The following is a 15191-nucleotide window of genomic DNA, read 5'->3' as shown; positions in this document are numbered from 1 at the left end:
CATGTTTTTACCCTTTATTATTGTCCATATTTTTCATATTTCTCACAATAAAAGTTCATCATTTTGTCAAAAACACCACATAAAAAAACCACTATTAAGCTCTACACCTTAATAGTGGTCGTATACGTATTATAAGCGAAATAGTGTAAAAAATGAATAGTATTACTGAAACAATAAAGAAACGAATACAATTGAGCATATAATCCCGATTAAATCTGCAAAAAGTCCTACTTTTAGTGCATCCCCCATTTTTCTAATCCCAACCGCTCCAAAATATACAGTTAAAATATAGAAAGTCGTATCTGTGCTCCCTTGCATCGTAGAAGCCAATCTCCCAATAAAAGAATCTGGCCCATATGTAGCAATTAAATCGGTCGTAATACTTAAACCAGCAGAGCCTGAAATAGGGCGTATAAGTGCTAATGGTACAATTTCTGCTGGAACATGGATTAAATCTAACATTGGCTTCATTACCGATATCATTGCGTCTAACGCACCTGAAGACCGGAATATAGAAATAGACACGAGCATTCCAACCATAAATGGTAAGATAGAAATTGCAATTTGAATCCCTTCTTTTCCTCCCTCAACGAACGATTCATACGTCGGCACTTTCTTTATCGTGCCATATAAAAGGATAAAACCAATTACACAAGGGATTACCCATAAGGAAATTGTATTTACAATACTCATTTTTTCCGCCCCTTTCTACTCCTTCTTCGGTAAAAATAGCGGTCAATCCAAATTGCTCCAATCATAGAAAGTACTTGTGCAATAAATGTTACCCCAACAATTTCAGTAGGATTCGCTGATTCATACGTCATTCGAATCGAAATGACTGTCGTAGGAATTAATGTAATAGCTGATGTATTTAATGCTAGAAACGTCACCATAGAACGGCTCGCCGAATCCTTTCCTCCATTTAACTCTTTCAGTTGTTCCATCGCTTTAATGCCAAGAGGGGTTGCTGCATTACCTAGACCAAAAAAGTTTGCCATCATATTTGATAGAATAAATCCCATGGACGGATGATCCTTTGGTATTTCTGGAAACAACCTTTTTACTATCGGCATAAAAAGTGTAACTAATTTTTTTAACAATCCGGCTTCCTCTGCAATTTTCATTAAACCGAGCCAAAATACTAAAACACTAATAAGTCCTATACAAATCGTTACCGCATCTTTTGCTCCGTCAAATACAGCTTTATTCACTTCTTCCATCGTTCCATTTATCATGGCGTATACAATCCCAATGACAGCCATCGCTACCCATACGAGATTAACCATCGTTCCCAACACCTATCATGTAAGAAAAAATTTCTTTCACATTATTCCAGTAAAGTCCTGTTGTAGCTACTAACTTCCGTTTACTATAAAATAAATTCCGTTCCCCAACTTTCTCATTGCCAACATAAACATCTGTCTTTCCAACCTTTACTCCATCCTCAAGCTTTATACTTTTATCGAGTTCAACTTTTAATAATACGTTCTTTCTTTCCTCTTCAGTTAACGGCACGGAAAAACTATTTTTCGTATAAACATGGTTGGCATACTTCTTTTCATTTATTTCAGCAATTGCTCCTTGTCCTAAAACTTTCGTTTGTTTAAAACGTTCAAAACCTTTATCAAACAAATTCATATGATCATCCCAATCACTAGAAGCACTCAAAGTTACGACAATTAAATCTAGTCCACCTTTTGATGCCGTTGTCACAAGCGTTCGCCCAGCTTTCTTCGTAAAGCCTGTTTTTCCTCCTGTTGCAAATTCATAATAAGACGTTACCAGCTTATGTTTATTTTTCCACGGGTAATCCCAAGAATCTGATTTATACGTTTTAGTTCCGAAAATTTTCTTAAATGTCTCGTTTCCCATTGCATATTTCGTTAATAATGCCATATCGTAAGCCGATGAATAATGTGATCCATCTCCATCTAAGCCATGGGGGTTTGAGAAGTGCGTATCTTTCATTCCAATTTCTTTCGCTTTTTGATTCATTAAATATACGAATCCATCTATACTCCCACCCACACTTTCAGCAATTACTTGCGCTGCGTCATTACCAGATCTAAGCATGAGTCCGTATACTAAATCTTCTAACTTCACTTTTTGTCCAGGCTTTAAATAGATTGCCGATCCTTCCACCCTCACCGCTTCATTACTAACTGATACCATTTCTTTCATCTTCCCTGATTGAGCAGCTAACAAAGCGGTCATAATTTTTGTTATACTAGCAATTTTTTGAGGCTCATGTTCTGCTTTTCCGTATAATACTCGACCAGACTGTTGCTCCATTAATACAGCATTTCGAGCACTGACATTGCTGTTCATCTTTGCATATGTAGGAATCGGCATAACGCTTGCATACATCATAAGAAGCGTAATGATTATACAAATTCGTCTCATATTTCCCCCCACGTCCTTTTGGCACTTTTTGTACAAGTGTATGCTTGGCCTTTTAAAATATGAACGAAATCTTCCTTCTACTTCCATTAAAAAAGACGCAGAGAATTTGCGTCTAATATGGTGTCCATTCAATTTGTTTCGCAGTTTCAAACCTTTTTTCTACATCAGGCCAATTTACAACATTCCACCAGTTTTTAATATATTCATCTTTTCGATTTTGGTATTGTAAATAATACGCATGTTCCCAGACATCTAGTACAAGGAGCGGTATCGTATCCCATTGTGTAAATAATTGATGAAGTGTACTTTGCAAAATTTCTAACCTTCCAGACCGGGGCACCCAAACGAGAATTGCCCAGCCTGAACCTTCTACTTTAGAGGCCGCTTCTGTAAAATGTTTTTGAAAACGTAAAAAGCTCCCAAAATCTTTTTCAATTTGTTGTGAAAAAGCTCCTCTTGGACTTCCACCACCGTCTTTTTTCATGTTATTCCAAAATATCGTGTGTAAGTAATGACCTGACCCATGAAAAGCCGCTTCCCTTTCCCAATGCTTAATTAAATCAAATTTATTTGTTTTTCTCGCTTCTTCCATCATCTTCTCTGCTTTATTTAACCCTTCCACGTAACTCCGATGATGTTTATCATGATGTAATATCATAATTTCTTTAGAAATATACGGTTCTAATGCATTATACGGATAAGGTAATGGCGGGAGTGTATGTCCTCCAATTGGGACAGCTCGTTCACTATCCCCTCTTTCATATAATTCATATTCTTCTTCTTGCATAAATACTTCCTGCAAGTGATGCTGAATATGTTCTACATCATCGCTTATTTCATACATAAACTCTGCATCTGTTTCATACTCATGCTCTTTCATACGCTCTAATAACGTCTGAATTTTATAAGCAAGCATATGGACATCATACACTTCCATTGCACGGCTATCTAATACGTGAAGAACACTTTCACACCAATTTTCTACTTCATGAAAGTAATCTGTAAATACACCTGGTTGATTCATGTTGCACCTCCCTAATGCTATCCACTTAACTATATTCAATGAAAATCCCTTATATAACTGTACAAAAGGAAAAGAAGCTAAGTCACCTTAGCTTCTTTTCCTCAATCAATATTTGTGTAACATCTTTGTCTGATAATCGGTCTCATAATATTCTAGTTCTTCACGCATCAATTGAAATTTACCTTCTAAACTCTTCATCACTTGCTCTAAAGATACAGGTGGTGTTTGTTGAAAAACGATAGAATTTTTCCCTGTATATGCAGACCGACTATTTTCATACCAATGATCACTCTTCGGTGAAAAAAACTCTGCAATTACTTGATGGTAAATCTTATATAAAATTTTTTCAGCTGCTGTTTTTCGAAATGGCTGACTATTCAACAAAACAAGACATGCATCCTGTCCTTCTTCGCAAAAAACGAGAAGTCGTCTCATTGATGCTAATAACCCTTTATAATATCGCTCATTCCCTGCTGGTGTTTCCTCTAATAAAGAAGGTAACGTATGATAATTCACATAATTGGTTATCAAATTAATAGCATCTTCTAAAAATATAGAAACTTGTTCTGTTTGATTTTCAACCATCAAATTAGACATTTTTTCTCTCTCCTTTGCCATTTCACGCTATTTCTACTCTTTTATTTTTATGTAATTCAGTTAATATTTCTTGTACTTTCGACACCGTTCCCTCATCAAAATATTGTTGGAATTCTTCCATATTATTTAAATACAAACGTTTTTGCGCACGAAGCTCCCTGTCTTTCACTAAACAACATATCGCTACAATATCGCGCAAATATATGTTTTGTTCTTCTACTTTATACACTGGATTTCCTTCAAAAGGATTAATTTCTTGTAAAACTTCTTCAAAATATCGAACGTATAAAACCGAAAAAGTTTTCTCTTTATCATTTAATATATATGTCACTTCAGATCTGTTAAAAAAATCTTCTGATGTATTAGGTTTCGCTTTTTCTAACTCATACCCTACGTAACTTTTTATAATCATATACTCCCCTCCCCTTTCTTTCATTTTATTCTAACTTAATTTTCTGATAAACAAAATATTCCTTTAAATATACCTATATAAAAAATAGCTCGCCTATACAGGATTTTACCTTTTTATTTTTCTTGAAGTTTGTCATAATAATATTATTGTCTCAGTTTTCTTATACAAGGAGAGTTGTATTTATGTCGTTTTCATGGAAACGTTTCTTACAAATCGGGAAAATTATCTTCCCATTTGTTGTATTAACAATTGTATTCTTTCAAGCAAAAAAAGAACTAGCGGGCATTTCTTTTTTAGAAGCGATTGATACAATTAAAAACATTCCAACCGGAGGAGTCTTTTTAGCAATTACACTTGGTGCATTCGCTGTATCAACAATGTTCTTTTATGACTATGTTATGCTTCGTTACTTAAAAGCTGATATCCCTGTCCAAAAGATTTTCCGTATCTCGTGGATTGCTAATACTTTAAATGGATTTATCGGGTTTGGTGGTCTTGTTGGGGCCGGCGTACGCACAATGCTTTATCGTCCATATATAAAAGAAAATGGAAAACTTATTAAAAGTATCGCTTGGATGACAACTGCCTTTATTAATGGATTAGCCATTCTTTCATTTCTTGGTCTTATCGGAATATTAGACACGAGATTTATTCTGCATGAAAAACCATGGCTATGGCCTGTTCTTATCTTCTTCGCTCTTTTCGTCCCTATATATATCGGATTTTCTAAATTAAAAAATAGAAAAGCGACGCAAACAGAGGAACAAGAAGAAGAGGAGAAAAACCCAACTGTTTTATACTCATTAGTTTCATTAGTCGAATGGGTATCTGCTGGTATTGTTATGTACGTCATATTACTATTATTTGGCATTGAAATCGAATTCCAAAAGTTTTTAGGCGTATATGTTATTGCTGCTTTAGCTGGTGTCGTTAGTCTTGTTCCTGGTGGCCTTGGATCATTTGATCTTGTCTTCTTAACTGGGCTTGGGCAATACGGCATCGATACAGGTGTTTTACTCCCTGCTATGTTATTATATCGTCTCGTCTATTACATCTTGCCCTTCTGCCTTGGTCTCATTTTTGCAGCTTTTGAAATGACAGGAGTAGCCATTAAAAAGTTTGAAGATAAACCTTTTATTGCGCCTGCATTAGAGACAACTGGTGTTATATGGACTTTGCAGCGTGACTTTCTAGGAAAGTTAGGTTCTTGGGCATCTGCTGCTTTAACAGTATTTGCTGGCTTAATGGTTATTTTATCAACCATTCTACCAACAAGTATAAATCGGGCACACGCCTTACATATTCTAGCTCCAAAACATCTTATTCAATTTTCTTTTAGCTTATCGCTAACATTCGGTATTCTCCTCCTCATTCTTTCGCGGGGGATATATTACGGAACAAAACGTTCTTATTATATGACGATTGTTTCTTTAATTGGAGCGGCTATTTTTAACACACTAAAAGGAATTGATGTTGAAGAAACTTTTATTTTATTAATCGTACTCGCCGTATTGTATATGCTTCGTAAAAGGTTTGTACGTGAGAAAATGGAAGTCTCACTTTCCGATATCGTAAAAGTTTTTATATTCCTACTTGTAACGTTATATTTATATAAAAACTTAGGTATTTTATTTGCAGGTGCAAAAGAAGCTTTCAAACCTGATTTTGTCGTTCGTAATATTACACAAGTGAAACGAAGTGCATTAGCAGCTGCCTTTTTTGTTCCTACTTTTTTACTAATTGGTTCACTCATTGCAAATCGTTATCGAAATGAATTTCCCGGGCAACCAGCTAATGATAAACGATTACAAAACTTCTTAGATGAACATGGTGGAAATGTACTTAGTCATTTAGGTTTTTTAGGAGATAAACAGTTCTTTTTCAGTAGTGATGGAAAAGCACTCATTCTCTTCTCAATAACTGGAAAACGACTTATTGTACTAGGTGATCCAATTGGAGACCCTTCCTCCTATCGTACTGTATTGCAAGAGTTTTTAGCTGAGGCTGATCGATTTGGATACATTTGTGTATTCTATCAAATTGAAAGTAAATGGATGAGTTTATACCACGATTTTGGTTATAACTTCTTTAAGCTTGGTGAAGAAGCTGTTGTTGATTTAAATACCTTTACAATAACAGGAAAGAAACGCGCTGGCATGCGAGCTACTTTCAACCGTTTTGAAAGAGAAGGCTATACATTCTCTATTCATGAGCCACCTTTCTCCGACGAATTATATGAAGAGTTAAGAAAAGTTTCAGATGCATGGCTTGGTGGAAAAAAAGAGAAAGGTTTTTCACTCGGATACTTCGATCGTGAATATATTAGTCGCGCTCCTATCGCAACATTATCTGATGCGGATGGAAAAATCATTGCATTCACAACATTCATGCCCGTATATCAAAACGGATCATTATCTGTCGATTTAATGCGATATTACCCAGATGCGCCTAGCGGCATTATGGACGCAATTTTCATCCACTTATTCCAGTGGGCAAAAGAAAATGAATACCACTCCTTTAATATTGGTATGGCACCACTTTCAAATGTTGGTTTATCCACACAGTCTTTCTGGTCTGAACGAGTGGCTGCTGCGATCTTTAATAATGTTCGCTATACGTATAGTTTCAGCGGATTACGACATTTTAAAGAAAAATATAAACCAGCATGGAGCGGTAAATATTTAGCATTTAGGAAGAATCATTCTTTACCAATTACAATGCTCTCTGTAACAAAATTAATAGGAAAAAGAAAAAACAGCTAAATTCTTAGCTGTTTTTTCTTTTTTGAACTTGTACAATAAATTCTTTTTCATACTTCTTACCATTTATATAGAAATTCCCCCACATTTTATACGTGCCCTCGGCAGGAAATGTAATCCGGTATTGTAATTGCTCATCCGTATCTACAGGCATAGCGTATAAAAAGTTCTCCTTCGTTTCATCCACTATATAGAGTGACTCTACTTCCCCTCTCTCTGAATGTAATTTCAATTTTCCACCCTTTTTCGCTTGAAACTGAAATGTTAACGTAACTGGTTCATTCGGATGTAATGCGCCAAATAAAAGAGAAACTTCATACTCTCCTATTTTTTTTGTAAGTACACTGTCGATTGGAAATTTCACTTTTTTCTTATTGTTCTCCTCTTTCGTTCTACCAAAATCTTTCCTAGCGAATGACTCTACGGACTTATTTTTGTCTTCGTATAAAAATATTGTATATTCTTCGTCTTTCGCTATTTTGGAAGATAACTTATATGACCCGTTCCCTGCAAATGTGGGTTTAATTTGTTGTATGTTTTTTAACTGTCCATCTACAATCACTGCCCTCATTTGATCATTTACACCACGAATTTCATTATTCTTGTTGTTTAACAACTGAAATACAATATCTACTTTCTCATTTCCCTTTCCATTTGAAACATCCCACTTTACTTCCTGAACATCTCCTACAGTCTCTTCGTTTTCTTGATATTTTTTTATGTAAAATCCTCCTGCCACAATAAGTACTAACGCAATAAGCCCAATGACAAGATTTTTCAAAACATCACCTACCATTTTTATTGTCTCTATTCATACAAAACTTCTTAAGATATATATTCTAGATTATGATTTATGAAATCCTCCTATTTTGTACATATTACAAATAATAAAAAGATTTTAATTGAAAGGATTCGTAGTGTATAATGCAAATGATATTGATTTCTATCAATACATTATAAGGAGGACTTTTTTATGAGTGTACATATCGAAGCAAAACAAGGCGAAATCGCTGAATCTATTCTATTACCTGGTGATCCATTACGTGCAAAATATATCGCTGAAACATTTCTAGAGGACGTTACTTGCTATAATAATGTGCGTGGTATGTTAGGTTTCACTGGAACTTATAAAGGAAAACGTGTATCTGTTCAAGGTACAGGTATGGGTGTTCCTTCTATTTCTATTTATGTAAACGAATTAATCCAAAGCTACGGCGTTAAAAATTTAATTCGCGTTGGAACTTGCGGTGCAATTCAAAAAGATGTAAAAGTTCGTGATGTTATTATCGCAATGACGGCTTGTACTGATTCTAATATGAACCGTTTAACATTCCCAGGATTTGATTTTGCACCAGCTGCAAACTTTGACCTTTTAAAGAAAGCTTATGATGCTGGAACTGAAAAAGGATTACACGTTCGTGTCGGTAACGTTTTAACAGCAGATGTGTTTTATCGTGAAAGCATGGACATGGTTAAAAAACTTGGAGATTACGGTGTATTAGCAGTAGAAATGGAAACAACTGCTCTTTACACATTAGCAGCAAAATACGGTGTAAATGCATTATCTGTATTAACAGTTAGCGATCACATCTTCACCGGCGAAGAAACTACATCTGAAGAGCGTCAAACTACATTTAACGAAATGATTGAAATCGCTTTAGATGCAGCAATTCAACAATAATACACTAAAGAACTTGTCATACGTCTGGCGAGTTCTTTTTATGTGACTTTTTATAAATAACTACTTTATAAAGAGACAGATTTCTCCCCTCTACTTTCTTGTAACGTTTGTTATAATAAAGAAATCATTTACAGTATTTCTCATAAGAGGTGACGCAGTGAAAAACAGAAGTATCGTCTTTAAACTATTTTTATTAACATCCACTTTATTTACAATCATATTCCTACTTTTTTTCCTAGGACAATCTCTATTTTTAGAGAAATTTTATATTAATAAAAAAGTAAAAACAGTCCAAACTGCTTTTGAAAAATTCGTAGATAATTATGATAAAAGTGATAAAAGTTATGAGCAGGTTAGAAAACTAAAACAAGAATTTCATGATAAAACAAATGCAGATATGCAGTTTTTGGATTCTAACGGTATTATTAAAAGTGATAACAATTACTATATCGATGTATTTAATCCCAACAATAATAAACAGTATTCCATTCCACTCAATAATCTTTTAACACCAGAAGAATATAATAAATTCGAAAATTTAGGTTTAAAAAAAGATGTAATAATCAATGTTGATGGAGTCGTACAAGAGAATAATATAATCACACCACAAAAATTAGGAACGAATTATAATCAATGGCAGAACGAACATTTCTATTCGGATTTTCAGTCAATTAATGGTAACCCTTCTAAGAACAGACTTGCAAGCCGATACAAATCTACAACTCGAATCATCTTTACAGGTGTTATAACTAAGTTACAGCTCCCATCCAAAGCTGAGGTTCGTCTTGCAAATGATATTGAAACATTACAAGCCGTTCAATATTTTGCAGATATGATTAGAGAGGGCACTTCTAACTCGAACCAATTAAGTACTTTCATATTAGATGGCGGAGAAAATATAAAAAATAGTATCTTTGTAAAACCTATTATAGAAAATGGAAGGATTACAGAATATGCTTTTGCGATAGCATCTTTGCAGCCTGTTAATGAAGCAATGCTCGTTTTAAAAGATTATTATGTCTATGCCTTAATCATCGTGTTTCTCGTAATTATTTTGTTATCCTTCTACTACTCAAAAATCATTGTTAAGCCATTAATTAAAATAAATCGTGTTACAAAAAAAATGGCTAATTTTGATTTCAGCGAGAAATTACCTGTTACAGCTGACGATGAAATTGGGGGGCTTTCTGGCAGTATCAATACATTATCTGTAAATTTAAAAGATCGAATCGATCGATTAAATGTTGCTAATACAAAGTTACAACAAGATATTGAACGTGAACGTCAATTAGAAAAAACAAGAAAAGAATTCATTTCTGGCGTATCACACGAATTAAAAACACCGCTAAGTGTAATTAGAAGTTTTGCAGAAGGAATTAAGGATGGTGTTAGTAAGGATACTTCGTATTATACTGATGTTATTTTAGAAGAAACAGAAAATATGAACAGGCTGATTGTTGAAATGTTAGAATTAGCAAAGTTGGAATCTGGTACTTACAAACTAGATATGACGACGTTCTCAATCGGTGAATTAACGCAACAAGTCTACACAAAATTATTATTTAGCATGGAAGAAAAACATTTACAAGTGAACATCGATGCAGACCCTTCTATACTTGTTAAAGCAAATCGCAGTCGCATTGAGCAAGTAGTTGTGAACTTACTAAGTAATGCAATCCGTTATACGCCAGATGGAGAAAAGATACAAGTCTCCATTATAGAAGCAGAAGATACCGTAAAAGTCGAAATCGAAAATACAGGAAACCCTATCCCTGAAGAAAGTCTTGAAAAAATTTGGGATCGCTTCTATCGTCTAGATGCATCACGTAGCCGTCACACTGGAGGTACCGGTCTTGGATTATCTATCGTAAAAAACATTTTAGACCTTCATCATGCCGAGTACGGTGTGTATAATACGACTAACAGTGTTGTATTCTATTTCAATTTACAAAAAGTAAAAGAAGTCAAATAATTTGTCTTAATTTCACTAGGAGTTCACATGAAATTCACACTCTCCCTTTATAGTAAGAAACAAGTTAATCCTTTCCTTTACACATATAAAAGAGGAGAGTGCGTGAAATGAAACAAGCAGGACAACCTATTCAAAATGAAAAACAATTAGAAACTATCAAAAATATACTTTTACAATCTTCGAAACGTGATGGCTTATTATTCGTATTAGCTGTAAATTCTGGCTTAAAAGTAAGTGAAATCTTACAATTAAAAGTTAGTGATGTAATCGATGAAAATGAAAATGTTCGCCATTCCATTTTATTTTACAATGAAAAAGTGAAGAAACATAAATGGTTTGCTGTAAATGAAGACTTACAGCACGCAATCGAAGACTACATGAAAGAACGTAAAACTTGGAAACGTAATGAACCATTGCTAAAATCTCAAAAAGGAACAAAATCTATTACGAGACAACATGCATGGTACATTTTAAACAAAGCTGCAAAAGAAGTTGGATTAGAAGGGATTAGCTCACATACACTTCGAAAAACTTGGGGTTATTGTGCATACAAATCAGGTGTTGATATTGCGTTTTTACAACACTTCTTTGATCACAGTACTCCATCAAAAACTTTAAAGTATATCGGTATTGCTTAATAACTCTTATACATAAAAAAGGTTACCATTTGAAAATTTGGTAACCTTTTTTATATTTCATATTCTCTTTTCTTGTCTCTCCTATACTGTAGTGGTACTCTAATAATAAGGGGGAGAAATTATGAACACACTTACAATTGAATTACCAAAAGAAACGGCTGAAAAACTTGATTTATTAAAACAAGCTTATGAAAAGAAAACAGGTGCTTCTATCTCTGAGAGCACTCTCGTTCAAACACTTATCTCAAAAGAATTTATCCAAGCGATAACTCCTTTTGATTTACAACAATTCGTCAATGGAAAAGAACAGCATTAATCGCTGTTCTTTTTTTATCTCTATTTAAAATATACAAGTTTTTTATATATTTTTAGAAAAACCATTGACAATGATAATGATAACCATTATCATTTATTATGAAGCCAACAATTGATGAATCAACCAAACGCTCAGTAACATTGTTACCCCTCTTTTTCATATAGAAAGGCACTGTACATTCCCCCTGTTTGTACAGTGCCTTTCTTGTTTATTACCATTCAAAAAAATTTAATTGCTCCGGCTTCGGCTCACCATATGTAATGTTCATCATTTTCATAAGCTGTTTCGCATTATCTGCTGCATCCCCACCTGAATTGTTGTTAAACAGTACGTATATATCCTTTGTTTTCTTTTTTAATTGCTCTAATCGTTCAACCCATTCTTCCAGTTCTTTATTGTTGTAGCGATATAAACAGCGAACCGCTCTCCAATTTTCCCCTTTATCAAGCCAACCATGAACATTTCGACCGTGAAAACGTATTAATGCCATGTCTGAATTCGTAACCTCTAACACGAGTGGCACAGAACCTATCCCAGCCTGTGGTTCATCACAAATTGTATGAATCCATTTCTCCTGTTCTAGAAACTGTAACGTCTTATCTCTCATTTCTGGATAAAACCATGTTTGATTTCGAAATTCTATTGCACATGGTAAACCTTCCATTTTTTCTTTCGTATATCGAAGAAAATCTACATTTTTCTTTTTGCAATCAAACCATGGCGGATATTGAAATAAAATTGTTTTTAATTTACTAGCTTCAATTAAAGGAAGAATAGATTGTTTATATACATCAAACATCTCATCGAACGTAGAAAAAGGAATTTCACCTTTCATATGTCCTGTCATTCCTTGATATGCTTTTACTATAAAAGAAAAATCTTTCGGTGTTTCCATTGCCCATTTTATATAGTTTCGTGCAGGTTGCATCGCATAAAATGAACTGTCCACTTCTACAATAGGAAAATACTCACTATATGTTCGTAATTTATTTCTATTTTCATAGGCGTCTATATATAAAGAATCATGATCTCCCCACCCTGTTACTCCAATGAAAAGCAAATATATTCCTCCCTTTTTAACTTCACCTTCTATCCATTCTACTCAATTACTGAACACTTCGACCAATCAATTTTATTAAGTAGTCTCTTCTTTAAGAGTATCCGTATAAAAATATGATATACTAGATGGAAGAATTTTTAAATTGAGGGGTTATTTATGCTTCCAAACGATGATATTATATCTCATGAAAAACGAATAGAAGAACTAGAAAATAAAGTACGTTTTTATGAAGAACTTGTAAATCAATTACCACACCATTTCACATATAAAAATTCACATATTGGTTTACAAATAAAGAAAACGAGATCGACTCATTCCATTCAAAACATACAAAAAGAAAATAAAGAGGCCGATTTTCAACTTACTTGCGACTCATTATTTTTATTTAAACAACTTGAAACATACTTTGTTCATATTTTTGATGCTTTTTCACATCATGTAACCTTTGTTGATAATAAAGGAAATATAACTTTATGTAATCAAGCTGCTGCAGATGATTTTGGTGTAGTACGAAATGATATAATTGGAAAACCAATTCAACAATTACTAAAATTGCCTGAAGAAAAAATTAAAGCTCTAGAAACATTAAGAACAGGCACAGAAATATACAATGAAGAAGTTTTAGACAAAAACTATGGCATTTTAAATAACCGAATTATTCGTGATTATAACGGAGAGATTTTTAGAGTTATTAGTGTCTTTCATTATTTAAATACAGAACGTGATGCAGAAAAATTTTCGTTAGCAGGGCGAATCGCGGCTGGTATTGCACATGAAGTACGTAATCCTCTTACAACCGTACGAGGATATTTACAATTTTTACAAGAAAATGTTTCTCCATCTAATAAAGAACTATTTAAAAACTTACTTATTCCTGAATTAGATCGCGCAAATAGTATCATTACAAAATTTTTATCTATTTCAAAAACACGTGAATTTAAAAGAGAACCCTTTCCCATTAATACATTTTTACGTGAGTATATTCAACAGTTATTAGCTAGTGAAGTCTTTTTACATAACATTTCAATTGATTATAATTTTTCTACCGAATTAGATGATATATTAGTTCATATTGATCATCATGAACTTGTACAAGTTTTTTTAAACTTATTCCAGAACGCTGTCGATGCTCAAAGCGAAAAAAAACTTTCTATACAAATCGCTAGTTACCGCCTTGATAATTTTGTCCGTATTACTTTCACTGATAATGGAACTGGTATTCCACGAGCCATTCAAGAATATATCTTTGATCCATTCTTCTCAACAAAAGATTCCGGTACAGGGCTCGGCTTGTCAGTAACGAAAAAAATCATTCAAAATCATAACGGTACATTAAAAATGACTAGTAATGAAAATGGTACAACTTTTACTATTTCAATTCCAATCTTACCTAAAACAGCCCTTGAAAGATTAAATCAATACAAATAAAATCCAATCCACGAACTGCATGCCAATTGTTAATCCTTCAACAATTGACATGCAGTTTTTTATGTTGAACTTTTCTTCTTTACGTTATATAAATCCTTCTATACCTTACTTACTTTTTGCTAAGTGGGCCAATTCCTTATTTTTTTATAAATGGTAGTTTGTCCATTACGAATTTAGTATAAATTTCATTTTAATATATAGTAATGACTATTGATTCTATGAAAGAAAGGAATGAAAAGATGAACAATAAAAATAAAGGAAAAGTATTTTATGGTAATGATTGTTGCGAAGTAAGAGCTTGTAGTTATATTAACATCTCTAAGTCCGAACTTACAGAATTCGTTAGACTTCTTCAAGCTCTTGGCCAAGCTATTCAAGCTGTCTTTCAAAACCCTTCTCAAAATAATATAGATAACTTAATCGCTGCCCTAAATAACTTACAAAAATTCCTCAATTGCTTAGATTTATCCCCAGCACAAAAACAAATTGGAAATTCTATTATTGCTAATTTATTAACTATTTTAAGAACAACACCTTTCTCATGTGGAGCATTATACGTTGAGCTACAAAGCTTGCTTAATTATTTATTGTATATCGCTAAGTTATTCAAAGTAGATTGTTGTACGATCGACAAACTAGTTAGACTCATAACAGAAATCCAAACTATCCTAGTTCAATACGGATCAGGTTGCCTTGGAGGCGGAGGAGCAACAGGTGCTACTGGTGCTACTGGTGCTACTGGTGCTACTGGTGCTACTGGCGCTACTGGCGCTACTGGACCTCAAGGGCTTCAAGGTATTCAAGGACCAGCAGGTGCTACTGGCGCTACGGGTGCTCAAGGTGTTCAAGGGCCAGCGGGTGCTACTGGCGCTACGGGTGCTCAAGGTGCTCAAGGACCAGC

General features: G+C 34.0%; 15 protein-coding genes. 7 read left to right on the top strand and 8 right to left on the bottom strand.

What is annotated here, in order from left to right:
- Positions 1-162: 162 nt before the first annotated feature.
- The 6 genes from spmB to BAQ53_RS07120 all read right to left on the bottom strand — a co-directional run bounded on the left by spmB (position 163) and on the right by BAQ53_RS07120 (position 4436).
- The gene (spmB, locus tag BAQ53_RS07145) at positions 163-693 is read right to left on the bottom strand and encodes a spore maturation protein SpmB (RefSeq protein WP_000029514.1); all 531 of its coding nucleotides are present in this window, start codon (positions 691-693) and stop codon (positions 163-165) included.
- The gene (gene spmA / locus BAQ53_RS07140) at positions 690-1286 is read right to left on the bottom strand and encodes a spore maturation protein SpmA (protein WP_000247811.1); all 597 of its coding nucleotides are present in this window, start codon (positions 1284-1286) and stop codon (positions 690-692) included. The genes spmB and spmA overlap by 4 nt, the downstream gene beginning before the upstream one ends.
- Positions 1279-2403: a D-alanyl-D-alanine carboxypeptidase family protein gene (locus BAQ53_RS07135; RefSeq protein WP_001252607.1), complete on the bottom strand. Its 1125-nt coding sequence runs from the start codon at positions 2401-2403 to the stop codon at positions 1279-1281. The genes spmA and BAQ53_RS07135 overlap by 8 nt, the downstream gene beginning before the upstream one ends.
- 112 nt (positions 2404-2515) lie before the next feature.
- Positions 2516-3427: a superoxide dismutase gene (locus tag BAQ53_RS07130; RefSeq protein WP_001075447.1), complete on the bottom strand. Its 912-nt coding sequence runs from the start codon at positions 3425-3427 to the stop codon at positions 2516-2518.
- A 105-nt stretch (positions 3428-3532) separates the two neighbouring features.
- Positions 3533-4024 (bottom strand): YpuI family protein, encoded by a 492-nt coding sequence (locus tag BAQ53_RS07125; protein WP_000067558.1) that lies wholly within the window; start codon positions 4022-4024, stop codon positions 3533-3535.
- A 22-nt stretch (positions 4025-4046) separates the two neighbouring features.
- On the bottom strand, positions 4047-4436 hold the full coding sequence (locus BAQ53_RS07120; protein WP_000584658.1) for a hypothetical protein: 390 nt from the start codon (positions 4434-4436) through the stop codon (positions 4047-4049).
- A 182-nt stretch (positions 4437-4618) separates the two neighbouring features.
- Here BAQ53_RS07120 and mprF point away from each other — a divergent pair, with 182 nt between their 5' ends.
- On the top strand, positions 4619-7198 hold the full coding sequence (mprF, locus tag BAQ53_RS07115) for a bifunctional lysylphosphatidylglycerol flippase/synthetase MprF (RefSeq protein WP_000010848.1): 2580 nt from the start codon (positions 4619-4621) through the stop codon (positions 7196-7198).
- 4 nt (positions 7199-7202) lie between these two features.
- On the opposite strand, the gene BAQ53_RS07110 is transcribed toward mprF, so the two are convergent.
- Entirely contained in the window at positions 7203-7991 is a 789-nt protein-coding gene (locus tag BAQ53_RS07110; protein WP_000232607.1) for a DUF8832 domain-containing protein, read from the bottom strand.
- Between the two features lie 177 nt (positions 7992-8168).
- Here BAQ53_RS07110 and deoD point away from each other — a divergent pair, with 177 nt between their 5' ends.
- The 4 genes from deoD (at position 8169) to BAQ53_RS07090 (ending at position 11802) form a co-directional block, all read left to right on the top strand.
- On the top strand, positions 8169-8876 hold the full coding sequence (deoD, locus tag BAQ53_RS07105) for a purine-nucleoside phosphorylase (RefSeq protein ID WP_000110707.1): 708 nt from the start codon (positions 8169-8171) through the stop codon (positions 8874-8876).
- A gap of 157 nt (positions 8877-9033) precedes the next feature.
- Positions 9034-10848 (top strand): sensor histidine kinase, encoded by a 1815-nt coding sequence (locus tag BAQ53_RS07100; RefSeq protein ID WP_000797512.1) that lies wholly within the window; start codon positions 9034-9036, stop codon positions 10846-10848.
- Positions 10849-10955: 107 nt separating this feature from the next.
- Positions 10956-11486, top strand: coding sequence for a tyrosine-type recombinase/integrase (locus BAQ53_RS07095; RefSeq protein WP_000806236.1), 531 nt, complete (start codon positions 10956-10958; stop codon positions 11484-11486).
- Positions 11487-11607: 121 nt separating this feature from the next.
- On the top strand, positions 11608-11802 hold the full coding sequence (locus tag BAQ53_RS07090) for a DUF3924 domain-containing protein (protein WP_001094860.1): 195 nt from the start codon (positions 11608-11610) through the stop codon (positions 11800-11802).
- 211 nt (positions 11803-12013) lie between these two features.
- On the opposite strand, the gene BAQ53_RS07085 is transcribed toward BAQ53_RS07090, so the two are convergent.
- Complete coding sequence (locus BAQ53_RS07085) at positions 12014-12862, bottom strand: DUF72 domain-containing protein (RefSeq protein WP_208906659.1); 849 nt, start codon at positions 12860-12862, stop codon at positions 12014-12016.
- Between the two features lie 156 nt (positions 12863-13018).
- Between BAQ53_RS07085 and BAQ53_RS07080 the strand changes: the two genes are divergently transcribed.
- A complete protein-coding gene (locus BAQ53_RS07080) occupies positions 13019-14290 on the top strand; it encodes an ATP-binding protein (RefSeq protein WP_208906658.1) in 1272 nt (423 codons plus the stop codon).
- Positions 14291-14529: 239 nt separating this feature from the next.
- Positions 14530-15191 (top strand): collagen-like protein (locus BAQ53_RS26595; RefSeq protein WP_481747220.1); only part of this gene is annotated, 662 nt, incomplete at its 3' end.

The sequence above is a fragment of the Bacillus sp. B25(2016b) genome, from assembly GCF_001679765.1.
Taxonomy (GTDB): domain Bacteria; phylum Bacillota; class Bacilli; order Bacillales; family Bacillaceae_G; genus Bacillus_A; species Bacillus_A thuringiensis_K.
The sequence above is the reverse complement of the archived record's forward strand: the minus strand, read 5'-3'. Positions and strand labels throughout refer to the sequence as shown.

Excerpts from the sequence above, each read along its gene's own strand:
- BAQ53_RS07125 (WP_000067558.1), bottom strand. The coding sequence starts at position 4,024 with ATGTCTAATTTGATGGTTGAAAATCAAACAGAACAAGTTTCTATATTT.
- mprF (WP_000010848.1), top strand. The coding sequence starts at position 4,619 with ATGTCGTTTTCATGGAAACGTTTCTTACAAATCGGGAAAATTATCTTC.
- BAQ53_RS07095 (WP_000806236.1), top strand. The coding sequence starts at position 10,956 with ATGAAACAAGCAGGACAACCTATTCAAAATGAAAAACAATTAGAAACT.
- BAQ53_RS07130 (WP_001075447.1), bottom strand. The coding sequence starts at position 3,427 with ATGAATCAACCAGGTGTATTTACAGATTACTTTCATGAAGTAGAAAAT.
- BAQ53_RS07120 (WP_000584658.1), bottom strand. The coding sequence starts at position 4,436 with ATGATTATAAAAAGTTACGTAGGGTATGAGTTAGAAAAAGCGAAACCT.
- spmA (WP_000247811.1), bottom strand. The coding sequence starts at position 1,286 with ATGGTTAATCTCGTATGGGTAGCGATGGCTGTCATTGGGATTGTATAC.
- BAQ53_RS07110 (WP_000232607.1), bottom strand. The coding sequence starts at position 7,991 with ATGGTAGGTGATGTTTTGAAAAATCTTGTCATTGGGCTTATTGCGTTA.
- spmB (WP_000029514.1), bottom strand. The coding sequence starts at position 693 with ATGAGTATTGTAAATACAATTTCCTTATGGGTAATCCCTTGTGTAATT.
- BAQ53_RS07080 (WP_208906658.1), top strand. The coding sequence starts at position 13,019 with ATGCTTCCAAACGATGATATTATATCTCATGAAAAACGAATAGAAGAA.
- BAQ53_RS07135 (WP_001252607.1), bottom strand. The coding sequence starts at position 2,403 with ATGAGACGAATTTGTATAATCATTACGCTTCTTATGATGTATGCAAGC.
- deoD (WP_000110707.1), top strand. The coding sequence starts at position 8,169 with ATGAGTGTACATATCGAAGCAAAACAAGGCGAAATCGCTGAATCTATT.
- BAQ53_RS07090 (WP_001094860.1), top strand. The coding sequence starts at position 11,608 with ATGAACACACTTACAATTGAATTACCAAAAGAAACGGCTGAAAAACTT.